Source organism: Pseudomonas sp. GW823-FHT06E10 (genome assembly GCF_058794995.1).
The window spans coordinates 502,507-523,324 of sequence record NZ_JBXAHJ010000002.1; the positions used below are offsets into that span (position 1 = coordinate 502,507).

Sequence of the window (20,818 nt, forward strand, 5' to 3'; positions counted from 1 at the left end):
CGGTCTGTCAGTTGACTCGCGGTTGAAGGATTCAGGGCCGCTCCGCGACCCAACGGGGGCAAGCCCCCTCGCCACAACAGCCCGTCAACCCACAGTTTGTATGCCTACAATGCAATCGGTGCCCTTTCACACAAGGTCGCCAACGCCTTCGCCCAATGCGGGTCATCGTTGAGGCACGGCACCAACACCAGGTCCTCTCCCCCCGCTGCGCGGAATTGCTCCTTGCCGCGATCACCGATCTCTTCCAGGGTCTCGATGCAATCGGCTACGAACGCCGGGCACATCACCAGAATCTTTTTCACGCCGCTTTTGGCCAACTCATCGAGGCGCGCTTCGGTGTAGGGTTCGATCCATTTAGCGCGCCCCAGCCGCGACTGAAACGACACTGACCACTTGCCCTCCGGCAATCCCATGCGCTTGGCAAACTCTGCCGCCGTACGCAGGCACTGGCCGCGATAACAGGTGGCGACCACCTCCGGTGGCGCCCCGGCGCAGCAATCACCGCCACCCTCGAAGCTGTGACCGGGGTTGAGCTTCTTCAGATGCCGTTCCGGCAAGCCATGAAAGCTCATCAGCAAGTGATCGAAATCCTGCTGCAAATGCGGCCGGGTCGTGGCCACCAGCGCATCGAGGTATTCCGGTTGGTCGTAGAACGGCTGGAGCACCGACAACTGCACGTCGAGGTTTTTCTCGCGTACCACGCGCCGGGCCTCTTCTATGACCGTAGTCGTGGTGCTGTCGGCGAACTGTGGATAAAGCGGCGCCAGGGTGATTCGCTTGTGCCCCGCCGCGACCAGGCGCACCAGCGTCGATTCGATCGACGGCTCGCCGTAACGCATCGCCAGTTCGACCGGGCCGTGTTGCCACTGACTGGTCATCGCTTGTTGCAGGCGACGGCTGAGCACCACCAGCGGCGAGCCCTCGTCCCACCAGATCGAGGCATAAGCATGGGCCGACTGCTCGGGACGCTTGATCAGGATCAGCGACACCAGCAGCCGTCGAACCGGCCATGGCAGGTCGATCACGTACGGGTCCATCAGAAATTGATTGAGGTAGCTGCGCACATCCGCCACCGAGGTGGAGGCAGGTGAACCCAGGTTGACCAGAAGCAACGCGTGATCGGTCATGCAACGTCCTATTTCAAAGGCGACTGGACAGATCGTCCAAAGCCGCGCGCAAATCCGTGAACTTAAAAGTGAAACCAGCCTGTAACAAACGCACTGGAGTCGCGCGCTGGCCGCCCAGCAACAACGAAGACAATTCGCCCAGGCCCACTTTCAAGGCAAGGGTCGGCATCGGCATGAACGCCGGGCGATGCAGCACGCTACCCAGTGTTTTGGCAAACTCGCGATTACGCACGGGTTCGGGCGCGCACGCATTATAGGGACCGCTGGCCTCGTTGCGATGCAGAAGAAAATCAATCAGGGCGATTTGATCGTCGATATGAATCCACGGCATCCACTGCCGGCCGTTGCCGATCGGCCCTCCCAGGCCCAATTTGAACGGCAGTAACAGCCGCGACAAAAAGCCGCCCTCTGCCGACAGCACCAACCCGGTTCGAATAAAGATGACGCGAATGCCCAGCACCTCAGCTCGCTGTGCGGTCTCTTCCCAGGCGACACATAACTGACTGGCAAAATCATCGATGACCGGTGGCGACTCTTCGGTCAACTCACGTTCGCCACCATCGCCATACCAACCGATTGCAGAACCGGAGATCAGCACCTGCGGTTTCTGTGCGCGGCTTTCAAGCCAGGCCAGAAGGGTTTCGGTCAGCGTGATGCGACTACTCCACAACAGGGCTTTGCGTTTGTGCGTCCAGAGTCGGTCGGCAATCGGTGCCCCGGCAAGATTGATAATCGCATCGACAGGTTCTTGCCCCAGATCCTCCAGCCGTGCAACTCCACGCACTTGGGCACCACATATTTTCGCGACATTTTCAGGTTGGCGACTCCAGACCGTCAGGCGATATCCCTGACCCGACCAGTGCCGGCAAAGCTGACGTCCTATCAAACCAGTACCGCCGGTCAGCAATATGTGCATGACTTCTTCCTCGCGTGGCGTTTTACCTTGTCCATTAGTCTATTTTTATAAGCAGGGATCTTTGGTATCGAGCAGGCTCTATGTTTAACAATAGGCCAAGCTGTCAGATCGAGAACGCTAAAAGTTATACCAAAAAACAATATTGTACAGGTTTGAACCCCGGCGTAGTCTGTACAGAAAGGTAAACGAGGCCCCTATGACTGTACCTATCGCAATCATCGGCACCGGCATTGCCGGACTCTCCGCCGCCCAGGCCCTGACGGACCTCGGGCACGTGGTCCAACTGTTCGATAAAAGTCGCGGCAGCGGCGGGCGCATGTCGAGCAAGCGCAGCGATGCGGGTGCTCTGGACATGGGCGCGCAGTATTTCACTGCCCGCGACCGGCGTTTTGTCAACGAAGTCCAGCGCTGGCAAGCCAAGGGCTGGGTCGCCGAATGGACGCCGCAGCTGTACACCTACCATGGCGGCCAACTCAACCTGTCGCCGGACGAGCAGACCCGCTGGGTCGGCACGCCTCGCATGAGCGCCATCACCCGCGCCCTGCTCGGTGACCTCGAAGTGCATTTCGCCTGTCGGATCACCGAGGTCTATCGCGGTGAAGAACACTGGCACCTGCAGGACGCCGAAGGCTTCACCCACGGACCGTTCAGCCATGTGGTCATCGCCACGCCGGCCCCACAGGCCACGGCTCTGCTGGCATCGGCGCCGAAACTCGCCGGGGCCGCCGCCGGGGTGAAAATGGACCCGACCTGGGCCATCGCCCTGGCCTTCGAAACGCCGCTGGAAACGCCCATGGAAGGCTGCTTCGTACAGGACAGCCCCCTCGACTGGCTGGCCCGAAACCGCAGTAAACCCGGACGCGACAACACCCTCGACACATGGGTCTTGCATGCCACCAGCGCCTGGAGTCGCCAGCACATCGACCTGTCCAAGGAAGCGGTGATCGAACAGTTGCACGGCGCATTTGCCGAACTGCTGCACGATTCAATGCCCGCGCCGAGCTTCAGCCTCGCCCACCGCTGGCTCTACGCCCGCCCCGCCAGCAGTCACGAATGGGGCACCCTGGCCGATGCCGACCTGGGGCTGTACGCCTGTGGCGACTGGTGCCTGTCCGGACGCGTCGAAGGGGCCTGGCTCAGCGGTCAGGAGGCCGCCCGCCGCTTGCATGAGCACCTGCAGTAAAGAGCATCAATCCGAGCAAATCGCTGCTGTCGCCCTGACAGCAGCCCGTCAAAAACCTATACAAATAATTTGACTTGTACAACTTCGAATCTATGATGAAGTTATCTTGTACAGACCCGAATGTTTGTACAGGTTTAGATTCGAGGTGCTCCGATGCTCCACTCCCCCGCCAAACCGAAAATCGCCATCAGCGCCTGCCTGATGGGGCTCGACGTACGCTACAACGGCGGACACAAGGAATCGCGGTTGTGCAGCCGCACCCTCACTGACTACTTCGATTTCATCCCGGTCTGCCCGGAAGTGGCCATCGGCCTGGGCGTACCCCGCCAACCGATTCGGCTGGTGGGCAGTGCAGATCAACCCGAAGCCGTGGGCACCCTCGATCACAACCTTAACGTGACACTACCGCTGGCCACCTACGGCCGGGACATGGCAGCGCATCTGGGGGATATTTGTGGCTACATCTTCATGCAAAATTCTCCGTCCTGCGGCCTGGAGCGGGTCAAGGTCTACCACGCCAACGGCGCACGGGCGGACATTGGCGGGCGCGGGATCTACGCCCGGGCTTTCTGCCTGCGGCACCCGGACTTGCCGGTGGAGGAAGACGGCCGGCTCAACGATCCGGTGCTGAGGGAAAACTTCCTTACCCGGGTGTTCGCCTACAGCGCCTGGCAGCAGCTACGCCAAGAGGGCATGAGCCGGCACGGTCTCACGGACTTTCATTCGCGCTACAAATACCTGCTGATGGCCCACAACCCGGTGCAATACAAAACCCTGGGCAACCTGCTGGGCAACATGGGCAATACCGATCCGCAGGAACTGGGCCCCCGCTATTTCAGCGAACTGATGGCTGCGCTGAAAAAATGCGCCACACGTCGCACTCACACCAACGTCCTGCAACACCTCAGTGGCTACCTGAAACAGGCCATCAGCGGCGAAGACAAGCGCGAAGTGCAGCACGTGATCAGCCAGTATCGTCTGGGCATCGTGCCGCTGGTGGTGCCGCTGACACTGCTCAAACATCACTTTCGCCAACACCCCGATCCGTACATCGCACAGCAGGTTTACCTGCAACCGCACCCGGAAAACCTCAGCCTGCGAAACGCCATTTGATGAAAAAAGCACTCGACACCAGCGCCCGCGAAGACCTCGGCGATGACTTTAAAAAGGCGCTGGACGAAGGCTGGCTGCCGATCCGTGAAGTGGCGCGGCAAACCGGGGTCAATGCCGTGACCTTGCGTGCCTGGGAGCGGCGCTACGGTCTGATCGTGCCGCTACGCACGCCCAAGGGCCATCGGTTGTTCTCGGCCGACCACGTACAACGCATCCAGACCATCCTCACCTGGCTCAACCGTGGCGTTGCCGTCAGCCAGGTCAAACCATTGCTAGACACGCCACAAGCCTTCAGCGAGTCCGTCGACAACGATTGGCACGCCTTGCTGCAAACGTTGCTGCAGGCCGTCAGCCGATTGCAGGAACGCGCCCTGGATGACAGCGTCAATCAAGCGATGGCGCTGTATCCGCCGCGAACCCTGTGCGAGCAATTGCTGATGCCCTTGCTGGCCGCTCTGGAGCAACGCTGGCAAGGCCAGTTCGGGGCGCAGATGGAGCGGGGCTTTTTTTGTGCCTGGCTGCGCAGCAAGTTCGGTGCGCGCATCTACCATAACAATCGTCAGTTGCGCACCGCGCCGCTGCTGCTGGTCAACCACTCGGACCTGCCCGTGGAACCGCACCTGTGGCTCACGGCCTGGCTGATCAGCAGCGCGGATTGCCCGGTGGAGGTCTTCGACTGGCCGCTGCCTGTCGGAGAACTGGCATTGGCGGTCGAACTTCTGCAACCCCGAGGAGTTCTGCTGTACTCAAGCAAAGCCCTGAATCCGGCACAGCTGCCGAAACTTTTCAAAGGTGTCAGTTGCCCAAAAATGATTGCCGGACCAACGGTCTGCATCCACCACACCGAGTTGTCCGCAAGTACTGCCGTGATCGCTGATCTGTACCTGGCCGAAGATCCGTTGTCGGCACATCAGGCACTGGTTCAGCGCGGGCTGATTTAAATGAATCGCGTGGATACCAAAATGCAATTGATCTGGCTGCGCAGCGACTTGCGCCTACATGACAACACCGCCCTCTCGGCCGCCGCGGCTCGCGGCCCGTGCATGGCGGTGTATCTGCTGAGTTCGGAACAATGGCTGGAACACGACGATGCGCCCTGCAAAGTGGACTTCTGGCTGCGCAACCTGCGCGAGTTGAACCGCGAACTGGGTCAACTGAACATTCCCCTGCTGATCCGCCTGGCGCCTCGCTGGGATGACGCACCCAGCGTATTGCTGAACCTGTGCCGACAGCTGCACGTCGATGCGTTGCACCTCAACGAGGAATACGGCATCCACGAGTCACATCGCGATGCAGCGGTCGTCCGGACGCTACAGGCTGAAGGGATCGAAGTTCGCCGCTACCTCGATCAATTGCTGTTCAAGCCCGGGAGCGTACTGACCCGCACCGGCACTTACTTTCAGGTCTTCAGCCAGTTCCGCAAAGTCTGCTACGAACGACTGCACCACTCGCTGCCCAGCCTGGTACGCGCGCCGCACAAACAAGCGCCGCTGAACATTGCCAGCGATGCGATCCCTTTGAGTGTCGACGGTTTCGCAACACCCGCTGATAACCTGCGCAACCTTTGGCCCGCGGGCGAAGCCGAAGCCCGGCGTCGCCTCGACAGCTTCAGCGATGTGCAGATCGAGCACTATCAAAGCGAACGGGATTTCCCGGCGAAGCCCGGCACCAGTCAGCTCTCGGCCTATCTCGCCGCCGGAGTGATTTCTGCGCGCCAATGCCTGCACGCGGCCTTGAACAGCAATCAAGGTGAATTCGAAAGCGGCAAGACCGGCGCTGTCACCTGGATCAACGAACTGCTGTGGCGCGAGTTCTACAAACACATCCTGGTAGGCTACCCACGGGTTTCCCGGCACCGCGCGTTTCGTCCGGAAACCGAAGCCCTGGCCTGGCGCAACGCCCCAGAAGAACTGGCCGCCTGGCAACAGGCACGCACCGGCTTGCCGATCATCGACGCCGCCATGCGCCAACTGCTGGCAACCGGCTGGATGCACAACCGCCTGCGCATGGTGGTGGCGATGTTCCTGACCAAAAACCTGCTGATCGACTGGCGCGAAGGCGAACGCTTTTTCATGCGTCACCTGATTGATGGCGACCTGGCGGCGAACAATGGTGGCTGGCAGTGGAGTTCTTCCACCGGCACCGACTCAGCGCCTTACTTCCGGATTTTCAACCCGCTGAGCCAGTCGGAAAAATTCGACCCCGAAGGCGTATTCATCAAGCAGTGGTTGCCAGAACTGGCCGGGTTGAATAAAAAAGACGTGCACAACCCCGCCAATCTCGGCGGCCTTTTCGGTGTTGTGGATTACCCCTCACCGATCGTCGACCTGGGTACTTCCCGTACACGTGCGTTGACGGCATTCAAAAACCTGCCCTCACGGCAATACGCCGCCGTTGGGTCATGAATTACCGCCACCGGGATTACTTCGATGCCGGGGGCTTTGCTTTATGAACATTTACCCGTATTGGGCCGGGCAATCGCCTGGCTGAAAAGGAGATTGGGATGAGTCGGACACTCGCACGACGATACTGGCTGACCGGTGCAAGCAGCGGCATCGGTGCCGCCCTGGCCGAAGAAATCCTGAAAACCGGTGCGCACCTGGCCGTCAGTTCGCGCACCGTGCCCCCCCTGAAAGACTTGTCGCTACGTTATCCGGGGCAAGTGCTGGTGGTCCCCGGAGACCTGACCAACAGCCAGACCGTACGCGAAATCGGCGAGCAGATTGCCCAGGACTGGGGCTCGCTGGACACCGTGATACTGAACGCCGGCACCTGCGAGTACGTGGATGCCAAGCAGTTCGATGCGTCGATTGTCGAGCATGTGGTGCGCACTAACCTGTTGGCCAGCAGCTATTGCATCGACGCCGCCCTGCCATTGCTGCGTGCCGGCACCGCACCGCATATGGTGGCCATGGCCAGTACGGTGACCTACCTGCCGCTGCCCAAGGCAGAAGCCTACGGCACTTCGAAGGCCGGGCTACGTTATCTGTTCGAATCCCTGCGCATCGACCTGGCCCCGGAAGGCATAGAACTCACGGTAATCAGCCCCGGGTTTGTCGAGACGCCGCTGACGGCAAAAAACGACTCACCCATGGCCTTGAGCTGGCCGGTGGAGAAAGCCGCGCGGCACATCTTCGAAAAACTCAAGGACCGCCCGTTGGAAATCGCTTTCCCCGCAGCGTTCATGACCGCCCTCTGGCCACTCTCCAAACGGCCGGACCAAATAAAACTGGAGATCGGCAAACGCATGGTGCGCAGCCAGCCGCCGATCAAGGATCAACCCTGAAAGTCGTCATCAATGGCGGCGGTGTCTCGGACGCTCAGATATTTGAGCGTCCGTCAGACCTTTCACACAGTACCCGGTGACTGCCTTACACTGCGCGCCATGAAAACCATCCCCCATACGCAAATCGCGGAACCCGCGGTCACCTGCTCGACCTGCGCAGCCTGCTGCTGCCAGCTCGAAGTCATGCTGATCACAGATACGGGCGTGCCTGAACGGTTCATCGATACCGATGACTGGGGCGGGGAAGTGATGTTGCGCCTGGATGACGGTTGGTGTGCCGCGCTGGATCGCAACACGATGATGTGCACGATCTACGAAAAACGCCCGCTGATCTGCCGGGAGTTCGAGATGGGCGCTCCGGAGTGCATCGACGAACGCCAGGGGATTTCAACGGCGTATCGCTGAACTGGAAAACCACGTGCCCCCCCTGTGGGGGCGAGCTTGCTCGCGATAGCGATTTCAGACTCAACATTGATGTTGAATGAAACATCGTCATCGCGAGCAAGCTCGCTCCCACAGAGGGATTTACAACCCGCTGAAACCGTGGTGCTTACAACGGCATCGTGTAATGCAATGCGTAACTTTCTACACCATCGTTCGGAGTGGTGATCCCGGCGTTGGAATAGTGCGTCGCACGAACCCCGACTTCATGTCCGCCGGCAAAGCGCAAACCGAAACCAAAGCGGTCTTCGAACTGAAAGGCGCTGCCCAGATCGTTGCTTTCGACTTCGGTGCTGGCAAACGCCGCCACGCCAATCCCAAACTCGATGTAGGGTTTGACGTTCTGGCCGGCAAACTCATAAACAAGCACGGGTGAGAACGACAGGCTGTGGTTACTGGATTTCTCGTCACCTTCCCAATAGGTATAGGCGCCGTCCCAGTAACCGGTCAGACGACCAACGTCGCTCTGCCACCAGCTCTGGTCCCAATCGAATTGCATCCCCAATCGATAGGTCATGGTCGACTCGCCGGTTTGCCCCACGGCAAATTCCACACCTGCCGCCTGCGCGGTAAAAGTGTGCCCCAAAAGTGCGGTCGCAATCGCGGCCAAGCAGAATAGTCGCTTCACTTGAAACTTCCTTTTCCGAACGATTTCGTATGGTTTTTTTTGTTACCAAGCCCTGCAAAACTATAGAAGTCAGCGATTGATCAGAAGTTTACCCCGACTCTTCGTATTCCCCCGGACAGTCATCTACCTGTTGAAGCTTCGCACAACACCAGAGGTATTCCACAGTATCGGCAAGATATTTCTGAAATGAAGCGGATCGGCGCTGGTCCAGAACTGTGCCTCACGGGAAGGTCCCTGGGCGAGCAGCTCGCCTTCGGCCAGCAGACGCTGAAGTTGTCGCGCGACGGCGGCGCCGGTGTCGATCAGGCTGATGTCCTCGGGGATCATCTGCCGCAGCATCGGCTTGAGAAAGGGGTAATGGGTGCAGCCGAGAATCAGAGTGTCCGCGCCGGCAGCCAGCAGTGGCTCGACATACCCGGCCAACAGCTGGCGCAACTCGGGGCTGCGCAGGTCGCCGTTTTCAATCAGCTCCACAAGCCCTGGACAGGGTTGGGTGATCACTTTCACATCCGTGGCGAAGCGGTCGAGCAACGCGGCGAACTTGGCGCTCTGTAAAGTGCCGGTGGTGGCCAGCACCCCCACCACGCCGGAACGGGTTGCGGCGGCGGCCGGCTTGACTGCCGGCTCCATGCCAACGATGGGCCATTCCGGATAGTCGCGACGCAGGTCGGCGACCCCGGCAACCGTCGCCGTGTTGCACGCCAGCACCAAAGCCTTGGCGCCCTGTTGCCGAAAGAAGTCGGCCATCACGCTGCAACGTTGCTGGATAAATGCCGGGGATTTTTCGCCGTAGGGAACATTCCCGCAGTCGGCGACGTACAACAGAGACTCATTGGGCAGCAAACGCTGGATCTCGGCCAGTACCGAGAGCCCACCGACACCGGAGTCGAACACGCCAATCGGCGCTTCACGCATGTTTCGGCCCACAGATGCTGCAGCCCGGATCGCGCTTGACCCGCAGTTCACGGAAGCGCGTGCCCAAGGCATCGATCAACAACAGGCGCCCCACCAGCGGCTCGCCGAATCCGGCCAGCAACTTCAACGCTTCAAGCGCTTGCAGACTGCCGACCAGCCCCACCAGCGGACCGACCACGCCGGCCTCGCTACAGGTCAATTCGGCTTCGCTGCCGTGCCCGTATAAACAGTGGTAGCACGGACTCTCCGGTCGACGCGGATCGAACACCGACAGCTGCCCTTCGAGGCGAATCGCCGCGCCGCTGACCAGCGGTTTGCCGGCCGCCACACAAGCGGCGTTGACCGCTTCACGGGTGGAAAAATTGTCAGAACAATCGAGGACCAGATCCACTCTGGCCACTACGGCGGCCAGGGAGTCTTCGTCCAGCGCCGCACGATGGGCGATCAGTCGAATCTCGGGGTTGATCGCCGTCAGGCGCTTGATTGCCGAATCGACCTTGGTCATGCCGACACTGTCGGTGTCGTGAATGATCTGGCGTTGCAGGTTGGTCAGGTCGACCGTATCGAAGTCCGCCAGGTGCAACTCACCAACGCCGGCGGCCGCCAGATACAGCGCCACTGGCGCGCCAAGGCCACCAAGACCGACGATCAATACGCGGCTTTCCTTGAGCCGCAACTGGCCGTCGATATCGATGTGTTGCAGCAGAATCTGCCGGCTGTAGCGCAGCAATTCCTGATCATTCAGCACGGCAGGCGCCCCAGACTGATGCGTTGATGACCGCCCAGATCGGTGCGGCTGTGGACTTCTTCGAAACCCCGGGTCAGCAGCAAATCGCGAACCGCCTCGGCCTGATCATAGCCGTGTTCGAGCATCAGCCAACCGCCGGCGTCCAGATGGTCCGGTGCCTGGGCAACGATCAAGCGCAGATCGTCGAGCCCGTCGACACCCGCCACCAGGGCGCTGGCCGGTTCAAAGCGCACGTCGCCCTCGACCAGATGCGGATCGGCCGCTGCGATGTAGGGCGGATTGCTGATGATCAGTTGAAAACGCTGACCTTCCAGGGCGCTGAACCAATGGCTGCTCAGCACGGTGGCGTTGTCCAGGTGCAGGCGCTGGCGATTGCGTTCGGCCAGGGCCACGGCTTCCAGGACACGATCCACGGCAGTGACGCTCCAGGCCGGACGCTCGCTGGCCAGGGCCAGGGCAATCGCGCCGCTGCCCGTGCCAAGGTCGAGTACCTTGGCCGGTGTGGCCGGCAACAGTTCCAGCGCGGCTTCCACCAGCAGTTCGGTGTCGGGGCGCGGGATCAGCGTGTGCGGTGCCACTTCCAGGTCCAGCTTCCAGAAACCCTGCTGGCCGAGGATATAGGCCACCGGCTCACCGCTGCGGCGGCGCTGCAAATACTCGGCGAACGTCAGCGCCGCTTCGCTCGGCACGATGCGCTCCGGCCAGGTATGCAGGAAACTGCGGGACTTGCCCAAGGCCGCCGCCAGCAGCAGTTCGGCATCCAGACGCGCCGTCGGCGAGTCGGGTAAATCGGCGGCGCGCAACAAACTGGCAATGATCGTCATTTACTCACCTATCGCTGCCAGTTGATCGGCCTGGTACTCGGCCAGCAACGGTTCGATCACCGCCTCGACACCGCCGGCGAGGATCTCGTCGAGGGAATACAAGGTCAGGTTGACCCGATGATCGGTGACCCGGCCCTGGGCGAAATTATAGGTGCGGATACGCTCTGAGCGGTCGCCGGAACCGACCAGCAACTTGCGCTCGCTGGCGATGGCGTTGGCCGCGGCGGAGGTCTGCTGATCGTTCAGCTTGGCCGACAACCAGGACATCGCCCGGGCGCGGTTCTTGTGCTGTGAACGTTCTTCCTGGCACTCGACCACAATACCGGATGGCAAGTGCGTGATACGGATCGCCGAGTCGGTCTTGTTGACGTGCTGGCCACCGGCGCCGGAGGAGCGATAGGTATCGATGCGCAGATCGGCCGGGTTGATCTCGATGGCTTCCTGTTCGTCTGGTTCGGGCAATACCGCCACGGTGCAGGCCGACGTGTGAATGCGGCCTTGAGATTCGGTCGCCGGAACCCGCTGCACGCGGTGCGCGCCGGATTCGAACTTCAGCTTGCCGTAGACGTTGTCGCCCTCGACCCGGGCAATCACCTCTTTATAGCCGCCGTGTTCACCCTCGTTCTCCGAAAGGATCTCCACCCGCCAGCCACGACGCTCGGCGTAACGCGAATACATGCGGAACAGGTCGCCGGAGAAAATCGCCGCTTCGTCACCACCGGTACCGGCACGGATCTCGAGGAACACGTTGCGGCCGTCGTTCGGGTCCTTGGGCAGCAGCATGCGCTGCAGGTCGGCTTCGAGCGTGACCAGGCGTTCCTTGGCCTCGCGGACTTCTTCCACGGCCATTTCCCGCATGTCCGGGTCGCTGTCCTTGAGCAGTGCCTGGGCGCCTTCGAGGTCGTCCTGCACTTTCAGCAGCTCTTTATAGGCGCCCACGATCGGTTCAACTTCCGCGTACTCCTTGGAATAGGTGCGGAACTTGTTCTGATCGGAAATGACCTCGCCATCGCCCAACAGGGCGGTCAATTCCTCGAAACGGTCCTGGAGGATATCCAGCTTATTGAGCAGTGACGCTTTCATTGCGGTTTTTTATCCGAAAAGCTATCCGATGAGCCCTCACCGAGGGCAAAGAGTTCCTGGGCCATCGCCAGCGCATCCAGGCGACCTTCGGCAGAGAGCTTTTTCAACTGCACGCTCGGTGCGTGCAATAGTTTGTTGGTCAGCCCGCGGGCCAGTTGCACCAGCACCTCTTCGGCACTGGTGCCGTTGGCCAGCATGCGCTGGGCCTTTTGCAATTCTTCATCGCGCAGGCGTTCGCTCTGTTGACGATAGGCCTTGAGCACGTCCACCGCCGCCAATTCGCGCAGGCGGATCATGAAATCTTCGGCACCGATCGAGACCATCTCTTCGGCGGCCTGGGCTGCGCCCTGGCGGCTCTTGAGGTTCTCGGCAACCACTTCGTGGAGGTCGTCGACGCTATAGAGGTAAACGTCGTCCAGTTCGCCGACTTCTGGCTCGATGTCGCGGGGAACAGCGATATCCACCATGAAGATCGGTTTGTGCTTGCGCAGTTTCAAGGCGCTTTCCACCGCACCCTTGCCCAGAATCGGCAACTGGCTGGCGGTGGAACTGATGACGATATCGCTGCGCACCAGCTCTGCCGGAATATCCGACAGCAGCACCGCATGGGCACCGAACTGTTCGGCCAGAATGCTTGCGCGCTCCAGGGTGCGGTTGGCGACCACTATGCGCTTTACACCCAGGTCATGCAGATGGCGGGCGACCAGGGTGATGGTCTCGCCGGCGCCGATCAACAAGGCCTGGCTGCGTTGCAGGTCGCTGAAAATCTGCTTGGCCAGGCTTACCGCGGCAAACGCTACCGACACCGGGTTCTCGCCGATGGCCGTGTCGGTGCGCACCTGCTTGGCCGCATTGAACGTGGCCTGGAACAGCCTACCGAGCAACGGCCCGATGGTGCCGGCCTCGCGGGCCACGGCATAGGCCGATTTCATCTGGCCAAGAATCTGCGGTTCGCCCAACACCAGCGAGTCGAGCCCGGAAGCCACCCGCATCATGTGACGAACTGCCGCATCATCTTCATGCACATAGGCGCTTTCGCGCAGCTCGTCGTAGCTCAAATGATGATATTCGGCCAGCCAGCGCAGCACGACGTCCGCCGACAGGTGATCCTGTTCTATATAGAGTTCACTGCGATTGCAGGTGGAGAGGATCGCAGCTTCGCGGCTGTCGGTGAGTCGGCAGAGCTGCTGCAAGGCCTCAACCAGCTGCTCAGGGGTAAAAGCCACGCGCTCGCGGACGTCTACTGAAGCAGTCTTGTGGTTAATACCGAGTGCAAGGAAGGCCATTCAAAGTCGCTGATTGTGACGTGAAGCCGACAATTGTCCTACTTCGACGGAATCAGAACAACTACTCGATATCTATCGCCCCATCAGGCGCCATCGCGGGTTGCGAGCAGTTCTCGTTTACACAAGCATCAGGGCGATGCGGATCGGGCTGGCAGGTAAATTGCCGGGCCGGTTATGTTTGCTCGAAAGCTTGTGTCATGATGATCCGACCGCAGGTTAGTCGTCCTCTTCCTATATGAATAGATCCTCCGCGTTGCTCCTCGCTCTTGTCTTCCTCAGCGGCTGCCAGGCCTTGGCACCCGTTTCGTCGGACGGTGCGCCGCCGGTTGAAGACAGCACCCCGGCCCCTGAAAAGCCCAAGGTCTACAGCCCATTCAGCGAGGAAACCATCTTCAGCCTGTTGAGCGCCGAACTGGCCGGCCAGCGCAATCGTTTTGACATTGCCCTGGACAACTATGTGACCCAGGCCATCAACACCCAGGATCCAGGCATCTCCGAGCGGGCATTTCGTATCGCCGAATATCTGGGCGCCGACCAGGCAGCCCTGGATACTGCGCTGATCTGGGCCAGGAACGCCCCCGACGACCTCGAAGCGCAACGCGCCGCCGCCGTGCAACTGGCACGCGCCGGGCGTTATGACGACTCCATGGTCTATATGGAGAAAGTCCTGCAAGGCAAAGGCGACACCCATTTCGACTTCCTTGCGCTGTCCGCGGCCGACACCGACCAGGACACCCGCAACGGCTTGATGAAAAGCTTCGATCGTTTGTTGCAGCGTCATCCGGACAACGGCCAGCTGATTTTCGGCAAGGCCTTGCTGATGCAACAGGATGGCGACGCCAAGGGCGCGTTGAAGCTGCTGGAAGACAATCCGCCGGAGGACGGCGAAATTGCGCCGATCCTGCTGCGCGCACGCCTGCTGCAAACCTTGAATCGCGGTGACGAAGCCCTGCCGTTGCTGCAGAAAAGCATCAAGAAATACCCGGACGACAAGCGCCTGCGCCTGACTTACGCGAGGATGCTGGTTGAACAGGACCGCATGGACGACGCCAAGGCCGAGTTCTCGAGCCTGGTCCAGCAATACCCGGATGACGACGAACTGCGTTACTCCCTGGCGCTGGTGTGCCTGGAAGCCAAGGACTGGAACGAGGCCAAGGGTCATCTTGAAGACCTGATCGCCCGGGAAAGCCACGTCGACTCGGCGCACCTGAACCTCGGCCGCATCGCCGAAGAACAAAACGACCCGCAAGGCGCACTGATCGAATACGCCAAGGTTGGCCCGGGCAACGACTTCCTGCCGGCGCAATTGCGTCAGGCCGACATCCTGATCAACAACGGCAAGACCGCCGAAGCGCAACGCAAGCTGGCGGCAGAGCGCGATGAGCAGCCGGATTACGCCATCCAGTTGTACCTGATCGAAGTCGAAACCCTGTCCGCCAACAATCAGGGCGACAAGGCCTGGAATGCTCTGCAACAGGCCTTGCAGAAATACCCGGACGACCTGAACCTGCTCTACACCCGCGCCATGCAGGCGGAAAAACGCAATGACCTGGCGCAGATGGAAAAAGACCTGCGTACGATCATCAAGCGCGACCCGGACAATGCCATGGCGTTGAATGCCCTGGGCTACACCCTGTCCGACCGCACCACGCGCTACGCCGAAGCCAAGGCCCTGATCGAACAGGCGCACCAGATCAGTCCGGAAGACCCGGCGGTACTCGACAGCCTTGGCTGGGTGAATTACCGCTTGGGCAATCTCGACGAAGCCGAGCGCCTGCTGCGCCAGGCCCTGGATCGCTTCCCCGATCAGGAAGTCGCCGCTCACCTGGGTGAAGTCCTGTGGGCCAACGGCAAACAGCGTGAAGCGAAACAAGTCTGGGGCAAGTTCCTCAAGGAACAGCCTGACAGCCCGACCCTGCGCGGCACCATCAAACGCCTGACCGGATCAGAGACTCTTTAAAATTATGTTTTTGCGCCATTTCATCGTTTTCAGCTTTATCGCCCTGCTCGCCGGTTGCGCGGGCCTGGGTCCCCGTGAGTCGGTCGAGGGCCATGGCAACGCCGCCCAATGGCGTCAGCACAAACAGCAACTGACCGGCCTCGATGGCTGGCAGATCGACGGCAAGATCGGCATCCGTGCCCCGAAAGACTCGGGCAGCGGCACGCTGTTCTGGTTGCAGCGCCAGGATTACTACGACATTCGCCTGTCGGGACCACTGGGCCGCGGCGCGGCTCGCCTGACCGGACGCCCGGGCAAGGTGTCGCTGGAAGTCGCCAACCAGGGACGTTACGACGCGCCGAATCCGGAAGTGCTGCTCGAAGAACAGCTTGGCTGGAAGCTGCCGGTGTCCAACCTGGCCTGGTGGGTGCGCGGGCTCCCGGCTCCCGACAGCAAAAGTCGCCTGACCCTGGACGGCGACAGCCGCCTGGCGAGCCTTGAACAGGATGGCTGGAAGGTCGACTACACCGCCTACACCCAGCAAAACGGTTTCTGGCTACCCGAGCGCATCAAGCTCAGCGGCACCGACCTTGATGTCACGCTGGTGATCAAGATCTGGCAACCGCGCAAACTGGGGTCGTGACATGCCGGCCAATCGCCTGACGCTGCCCTCGCCAGCCAAACTCAATTTGATGCTGCACATCCTGGGTCGCCGCGAAGACGGCTACCACGAACTGCAGACGATGTTTCAGTTTCTCGATTACGGCGACGAAATCACCTACGCCCTGCGCGATGACGGTGTCATTCATCTGCACACTGAGTTCGAAGGTGTTCCCCACGACAGCAACCTGATCGTCAAGGCCGCCAGAAAACTTCAGGAACAATCCGCTTGCTCGCTAGGCGTCGATATCTGGATCGACAAGATCCTGCCCATGGGTGGCGGCATCGGTGGCGGCAGCTCGAATGCCGCAACAACATTGCTGGGCTTGAATCATCTGTGGCAATTGGGCTGGGATGAAGATCGCCTGGCCGGGCTGGGGTTGACGCTGGGCGCCGACGTCCCGGTTTTCGTACGTGGCCACGCGGCTTTCGCCGAGGGCGTGGGGGAGAAACTGACCCCTGTGGACCCGGAAGAACCGTGGTATCTGGTGCTGGTGCCGCAAGTCTCTGTTAGTACGGCAGAAATTTTTTCAGATCCGTTGTTGACACGTAACACTCCTCCCATTAAAGTGCGCCCCGTTCCCAAGGGAAACAGTCGAAATGACTGCTTGCCGGTGGTAACAAGGCGTTATCCAGAGGTACGTAACGCTTTGAATTTGTTAGGTAAATTTACCGAAGCAAAACTCACCGGAACTGGAAGTTGTGTGTTTGGGGGCTTCCCAAGCAAAGCTGAAGCTGATAAAGTCTCGGCCCTTCTGACAGAGACCCTTACAGGATTTGTAGCAAAAGGAAGCAACGTTTCGATGTTGCATCGCAAGCTGCAAAGTCTGCTCTAAAGGAACCGATTACTGGGTAATCGTTGCAACAGATACAGGGGCGTCGCCAAGCGGTAAGGCAGCAGGTTTTGATCCTGCCATGCGTTGGTTCGAATCCAGCCGCCCCTGCCATTTTCCTATACTCATCCAGGTTACCCTCAGCCTTCAGGTACTGCGCGTGTCCAAGATGATGGTCTTTACGGGGAACGCTAACCCCGATCTGGCTCGGCGTGTCGTACGTCAGCTGCATATCCCTCTCGGTGACATCTCTGTCGGTAAATTCTCCGACGGCGAAATTACAGCCGAGATCAATGAAAACGTTCGCGGTAAAGACGTCTTCATTATTCAGCCGACTTGCGCTCCGACCAACGATAACCTGATGGAACTGGTAGTGATGGCTGATGCCTTCCGCCGCTCCTCGGCTACTCGTATCACTGCTGTTATTCCTTACTTTGGTTATGCCCGTCAGGATCGCCGTCCGCGTTCCGCACGTGTGGCTATCAGCGCGAAAGTCGTGGCTGACATGCTTACCGTAGTCGGCATCGACCGTGTTCTCACGGTTGATCTGCATGCTGACCAAATCCAGGGTTTCTTCGATATTCCGGTAGATAACATCTACGGCTCCCCGGTTCTGGTGGATGACATCGAAGATCAGCGCTTCGAAAACCTGATGATCGTGTCCCCGGACATTGGCGGCGTCGTGCGTGCACGTGCCGTTGCCAAATCCCTGGGCGTGGATCTTGGGATCATCGACAAACGCCGTGAGAAAGCCAATCACTCTGAAGTGATGCATATCATCGGTGATGTCGAAGGGCGTACCTGTATTCTGGTCGATGACATGGTCGATACCGCCGGCACCCTGTGCCACGCGGCCAAGGCCTTGAAAGAGCATGGCGCTGCCAAGGTTTTCGCCTACTGCACGCACCCTGTGCTGTCGGGTCGGGCGATCGAAAACATCGAAAATTCCGTGCTGGACGAGTTGGTGGTGACTAACACCATTCCTCTGTCCGCTGCAGCACAAGCCTGTGCGCGTATCCGCCAACTGGATATCGCACCGGTAGTTGCCGAGGCGGTCCGCCGCATCAGCAATGAAGAATCGATCAGCGCGATGTTCCGCTAAGGGCCCTGCCCTTCTCGAAATGTCTCGTTGACGAAAAGCGCCCCGCCCCGGCATTCCTGTCGGGGCGGGGCTTTTTTGCCCATATCGCCTTTAGCGCTGGTCGCAAACGCTGGGGCGAGTGTGGTTATTTTGGAGATACAACATGAACGATTTTACTCTGAATGCTGAAGTGCGTTCCGACCTGGGGAAAGGTGCGAGCCGCCGCCTGCGTCGTCTCGCAAGCCTGGTTCCAGCTGTAGTTTACGGTGGCGACAAAGCCCCTGAATCCATCAGCATGCTGGCCAAAGAAGTTGCCAAACTGCTCGAAAACGAAGCGGCTTACAGCCACATCATCGAGCTGAACGTTGGTGGCACCAAGCAGAACGTCGTGATCAAAGCCCTGCAGCGTCACCCGGCCAAAGGCCACGTGATGCACGCTGACTTCGTACGCGTAGTAGCCGGCCAGAAACTGACCGCTATCGTTCCAGTGCACTTCATCAACGAAGAAGCACCGACCAAGAAAGGCGGCGAAATCTCGCACGTTGTTGCCGAGATCGAAGTTTCCTGCCTGCCGAAAGATCTGCCTGAGTTCATCGAAGTCGACCTGGCTAACGCTGAAATCGGTTCGATCATTCACCTGTCGGACCTCAAGGCTCCTAAAGGCGTTGAGTTCGTGGCCCTGGCACACGGTGATGACAAGGCTGTTGCCAACGTCCACGCTCCACGTGTTGCTCCAGAAGCTGCAGAAGGCGCTGCAGAGTAATTTTACTCTGTACGCCGGAGTGACCGGAAACATCGCGGACTAGAGCATAGCGAGAAAGCGGGCGAGAACGCGGAGTTTACATCATGGTAAATGAGCAATTTTCGTCCACTTTCGCCGCTATCCCTGATTGCGGCGATGTTATCCACCACTCCAAGGAAGGGCCCCTATCGTGACTGCCATCAAACTGATCGTTGGCCTGGGAAATCCAGGCGCTGAATACGAACAGACCCGGCATAACGCAGGGGCCCTTTTTGTTGAGCGCATCGCGAACGCACAAGGCGTAAACCTTGTGGCGGACCGCAAATATTTCGGCCTGACCGGGCGCTATTCGCATCAGGGTCAGGATGTTCGTCTGCTGATTCCCACCACGTACATGAACCGCAGCGGCCAGGCCGTGGCGGCCCTTGCAGGTTTCTATCGCATCAAGCCTGAAGAAATCCTCGTGGCACACGACGAACTCGACCTGCCACCCGGCGTCGCCAAACTCAAAGTGGGCGGCGGCCATGGCGGTCACAACGGGTTGCGCGACATCATTGCGCAACTGGGCAATCAGAACACTTTCCACCGCCTGCGGCTTGGCATCGGTCATCCGGGCGTCGCCAGTATGGTTTCAAATTTCGTCCTGGGTCGTGCGCCACGCGCCGAACAGGAAAAACTCGATGCCAGCATCGACTTTGCCCTCGGCGTGCTGCCGGATATCCTCGCCGGGGAATGGAACCGCGCGATGAAAAACCTGCACAGCCAGAAGGCCTGACTCTTATCCGAGGGGAAACACCATGGGATTCAATTGCGGCATCGTCGGCCTGCCTAACGTCGGCAAGTCCACCCTGTTCAACGCCCTGACCAAATCCGGGATCGCGGCCGAGAACTTCCCCTTCTGCACCATCGAGCCTAACAGCGGTATCGTGCCGATGCCGGATCCGCGTCTGGATGCCCTGGCAGCCATCGTCAATCCAAAGCGCATCCTGCCGACCACCATGGAATTCGTCGACATCGCGGGCCTGGTTGCCGGCGCGTCGAAAGGTGAAGGCCTGGGCAACAAGTTCCTGGCCAACATCCGTGAAACCGATGCCATCGCCCACGTGGTCCGCTGCTTCGAAGACGAGAACGTGATTCACGTCTCCAACAGCGTCGACCCGAAACGCGACATCGAAATCATCGACCTGGAACTGATCTTCGCCGACCTCGACAGCTGCGAGAAGCAACTGCAGAAAGTCGCGCGCAACGCCAAGGGCGGTGACAAGGACGCAGTGGTCCAGAAAGGCCTGCTGGAGCAACTGATCGCTCACTTCACCGAAGGCAAGCCGGCGCGCAGCCTGATGAAGAACATGGGCACCGACGAGAAAGCGGTGATCAAGGGCTTCCACCTGCTGACCACCAAGCCGGTCATGTACATCGCCAACGTCGCTGAAGACGGTTTCGAGAACAACCCGCACCTGGACGTTGTACGCGCCATCGCCGAAGAAGAAGGCGCCGTGGTTGTTCCGGTGTGCAACAAGATCGAAGCGGAAATCGCCGAGCTCGATGACGGCGAAGAAAAAGACATGTTCCTCGAAGCCCTGGGCCTCGAAGAGCCTGGCCTGAACCGCGTGATCCGCGCCGGCTACGAAATGCTGCACCTGCAGACCTACTTCACCGCCGGTGTCGAAGAAGTCCGCGCCTGGACCGTCCGCGTCGGTGCCACCGCACCACAAGCCGCTGGCGTGATCCACACCGACTTCGAAAAAGGCTTCATCCGCGCCGAAGTGATCGCCTACAACGACTTCATCCAGTACAAGGGCGAAGCCGGTACCAAGGAAGCCGGTAAATGGCGTCTGGAAGGCAAGGATTACATCGTCAAAGACGGCGACGTGATGCACTTCCGTTTCAACGTGTAAGCCATACGCCCAAGAAAAAGCCGCGTTTGATACGCGGCTTTTTTGTGCCTTGTTTTTGCTTTTCTGTGGGAGCGAGCTTGCTCGCGATAGCGGTGTGTCAGCCAACAAAGATACT

The 20,818-nt window shown here is 59.8% G+C and carries 21 protein-coding genes, 1 tRNA gene and 1 pseudogene; 15 read left to right on the forward strand and 8 right to left on the reverse strand.

The window, feature by feature from the left end:
- Positions 1-104: 104 nt before the first annotated feature.
- Positions 105-1,127: a ferrochelatase gene (hemH, locus tag AC1Q6Y_RS05370; protein WP_057713327.1), complete on the reverse strand. Its 1,023-nt coding sequence runs from the start codon at positions 1,125-1,127 to the stop codon at positions 105-107.
- A gap of 13 nt (positions 1,128-1,140) precedes the next feature.
- Entirely contained in the window at positions 1,141-2,043 is a 903-nt protein-coding gene (locus AC1Q6Y_RS05375) for a TIGR01777 family oxidoreductase (protein WP_150814912.1), read from the reverse strand.
- 196 nt (positions 2,044-2,239) lie between these two features.
- Between AC1Q6Y_RS05375 and AC1Q6Y_RS05380 the strand changes: the two genes are divergently transcribed.
- The 7 genes and pseudogenes from AC1Q6Y_RS05380 (at position 2,240) to AC1Q6Y_RS05410 (ending at position 8,030) form a co-directional block, all read left to right on the forward strand.
- Positions 2,240-3,226 (forward strand): NAD(P)/FAD-dependent oxidoreductase, encoded by a 987-nt coding sequence (locus AC1Q6Y_RS05380; RefSeq protein WP_057713325.1) that lies wholly within the window; start codon positions 2,240-2,242, stop codon positions 3,224-3,226.
- Positions 3,227-3,379: 153 nt separating this feature from the next.
- On the forward strand, positions 3,380-4,339 hold the full coding sequence (locus tag AC1Q6Y_RS05385) for a YbgA family protein (RefSeq protein ID WP_407516669.1): 960 nt from the start codon (positions 3,380-3,382) through the stop codon (positions 4,337-4,339).
- Positions 4,339-5,280, forward strand: coding sequence for a MerR family transcriptional regulator (locus tag AC1Q6Y_RS05390; protein WP_057713323.1), 942 nt, complete (start codon positions 4,339-4,341; stop codon positions 5,278-5,280). The genes AC1Q6Y_RS05385 and AC1Q6Y_RS05390 overlap by 1 nt, the downstream gene beginning before the upstream one ends.
- 21 nt (positions 5,281-5,301) lie before the next feature.
- Positions 5,302-6,744: a deoxyribodipyrimidine photo-lyase gene (gene phrB, locus AC1Q6Y_RS05395; protein ID WP_407516670.1), complete on the forward strand. Its 1,443-nt coding sequence runs from the start codon at positions 5,302-5,304 to the stop codon at positions 6,742-6,744.
- Positions 6,745-6,746: 2 nt separating this feature from the next.
- Positions 6,747-6,846, forward strand: a pseudogene (locus tag AC1Q6Y_RS05400) (nuclear transport factor 2 family protein); the annotation flags it as partial.
- The gene (locus AC1Q6Y_RS05405) at positions 6,843-7,625 is read left to right on the forward strand and encodes an SDR family NAD(P)-dependent oxidoreductase (protein WP_407516671.1); all 783 of its coding nucleotides are present in this window, start codon (positions 6,843-6,845) and stop codon (positions 7,623-7,625) included. The pseudogene AC1Q6Y_RS05400 and the gene AC1Q6Y_RS05405, both read left to right, overlap by 4 nt.
- 99 nt (positions 7,626-7,724) lie before the next feature.
- Complete coding sequence (locus AC1Q6Y_RS05410) at positions 7,725-8,030, forward strand: YkgJ family cysteine cluster protein (RefSeq protein ID WP_007981864.1); 306 nt, start codon at positions 7,725-7,727, stop codon at positions 8,028-8,030.
- Positions 8,031-8,175: 145 nt separating this feature from the next.
- Here AC1Q6Y_RS05410 and AC1Q6Y_RS05415 read toward each other — a convergent pair whose 3' ends face one another.
- The 6 genes from AC1Q6Y_RS05415 to hemA all read right to left on the reverse strand — a co-directional run bounded on the left by AC1Q6Y_RS05415 (position 8,176) and on the right by hemA (position 13,550).
- A complete protein-coding gene (locus AC1Q6Y_RS05415) occupies positions 8,176-8,694 on the reverse strand; it encodes an acyloxyacyl hydrolase (RefSeq protein ID WP_057713321.1) in 519 nt (172 codons plus the stop codon).
- Positions 8,695-8,817: 123 nt separating this feature from the next.
- Positions 8,818-9,609 (reverse strand): glutamate racemase, encoded by a 792-nt coding sequence (gene murI, locus AC1Q6Y_RS05420; protein WP_150814906.1) that lies wholly within the window; start codon positions 9,607-9,609, stop codon positions 8,818-8,820.
- Positions 9,602-10,357, reverse strand: coding sequence for a molybdopterin-synthase adenylyltransferase MoeB (locus AC1Q6Y_RS05425; RefSeq protein WP_492587645.1), 756 nt, complete (start codon positions 10,355-10,357; stop codon positions 9,602-9,604). The genes murI and AC1Q6Y_RS05425 overlap by 8 nt, the downstream gene beginning before the upstream one ends.
- Complete coding sequence (gene prmC, locus AC1Q6Y_RS05430; RefSeq protein WP_090457656.1) at positions 10,351-11,181, reverse strand: peptide chain release factor N(5)-glutamine methyltransferase; 831 nt, start codon at positions 11,179-11,181, stop codon at positions 10,351-10,353. The genes AC1Q6Y_RS05425 and prmC overlap by 7 nt, the downstream gene beginning before the upstream one ends.
- Positions 11,182-12,264 carry a peptide chain release factor 1 gene (gene prfA, locus AC1Q6Y_RS05435; RefSeq protein WP_007981853.1) on the reverse strand — a complete coding sequence of 361 codons (1,083 nt, stop codon included), beginning with the start codon at positions 12,262-12,264 and terminating at the stop codon, positions 11,182-11,184.
- Positions 12,261-13,550 carry a glutamyl-tRNA reductase gene (gene hemA / locus AC1Q6Y_RS05440; RefSeq protein WP_057713317.1) on the reverse strand — a complete coding sequence of 430 codons (1,290 nt, stop codon included), beginning with the start codon at positions 13,548-13,550 and terminating at the stop codon, positions 12,261-12,263. Before hemA ends, prfA begins: the two co-directional genes overlap by 4 nt.
- A 235-nt stretch (positions 13,551-13,785) precedes the next feature.
- Here hemA and AC1Q6Y_RS05445 point away from each other — a divergent pair, with 235 nt between their 5' ends.
- From AC1Q6Y_RS05445 to ychF, 8 genes are all read left to right on the forward strand, one after another.
- Positions 13,786-15,510 carry a tetratricopeptide repeat protein gene (locus AC1Q6Y_RS05445; RefSeq protein ID WP_154860519.1) on the forward strand — a complete coding sequence of 575 codons (1,725 nt, stop codon included), beginning with the start codon at positions 13,786-13,788 and terminating at the stop codon, positions 15,508-15,510.
- Between the two features lie 4 nt (positions 15,511-15,514).
- Positions 15,515-16,132, forward strand: a complete 618-nt coding sequence (gene lolB, locus AC1Q6Y_RS05450) for a lipoprotein insertase outer membrane protein LolB (protein WP_349736494.1) — start codon at positions 15,515-15,517, stop codon at positions 16,130-16,132.
- Between the two features lies 1 nt (position 16,133).
- Entirely contained in the window at positions 16,134-16,985 is an 852-nt protein-coding gene (ispE, locus tag AC1Q6Y_RS05455) for a 4-(cytidine 5'-diphospho)-2-C-methyl-D-erythritol kinase (RefSeq protein WP_057713314.1), read from the forward strand.
- A 36-nt stretch (positions 16,986-17,021) separates the two neighbouring features.
- A tRNA-Gln gene (locus AC1Q6Y_RS05460) sits at positions 17,022-17,096 on the forward strand.
- Positions 17,097-17,142: 46 nt separating this feature from the next.
- Positions 17,143-18,084: a ribose-phosphate pyrophosphokinase gene (locus AC1Q6Y_RS05465; protein WP_003171603.1), complete on the forward strand. Its 942-nt coding sequence runs from the start codon at positions 17,143-17,145 to the stop codon at positions 18,082-18,084.
- A gap of 142 nt (positions 18,085-18,226) precedes the next feature.
- Positions 18,227-18,826, forward strand: a complete 600-nt coding sequence (locus tag AC1Q6Y_RS05470; RefSeq protein WP_007973891.1) for a 50S ribosomal protein L25/general stress protein Ctc — start codon at positions 18,227-18,229, stop codon at positions 18,824-18,826.
- A 169-nt stretch (positions 18,827-18,995) separates the two neighbouring features.
- Positions 18,996-19,580, forward strand: coding sequence for an aminoacyl-tRNA hydrolase (gene pth, locus AC1Q6Y_RS05475; protein ID WP_492624123.1), 585 nt, complete (start codon positions 18,996-18,998; stop codon positions 19,578-19,580).
- A gap of 22 nt (positions 19,581-19,602) precedes the next feature.
- Complete coding sequence (gene ychF, locus AC1Q6Y_RS05480) at positions 19,603-20,703, forward strand: redox-regulated ATPase YchF (RefSeq protein ID WP_057713313.1); 1,101 nt, start codon at positions 19,603-19,605, stop codon at positions 20,701-20,703.
- Positions 20,704-20,818 lie beyond the last annotated feature (115 nt).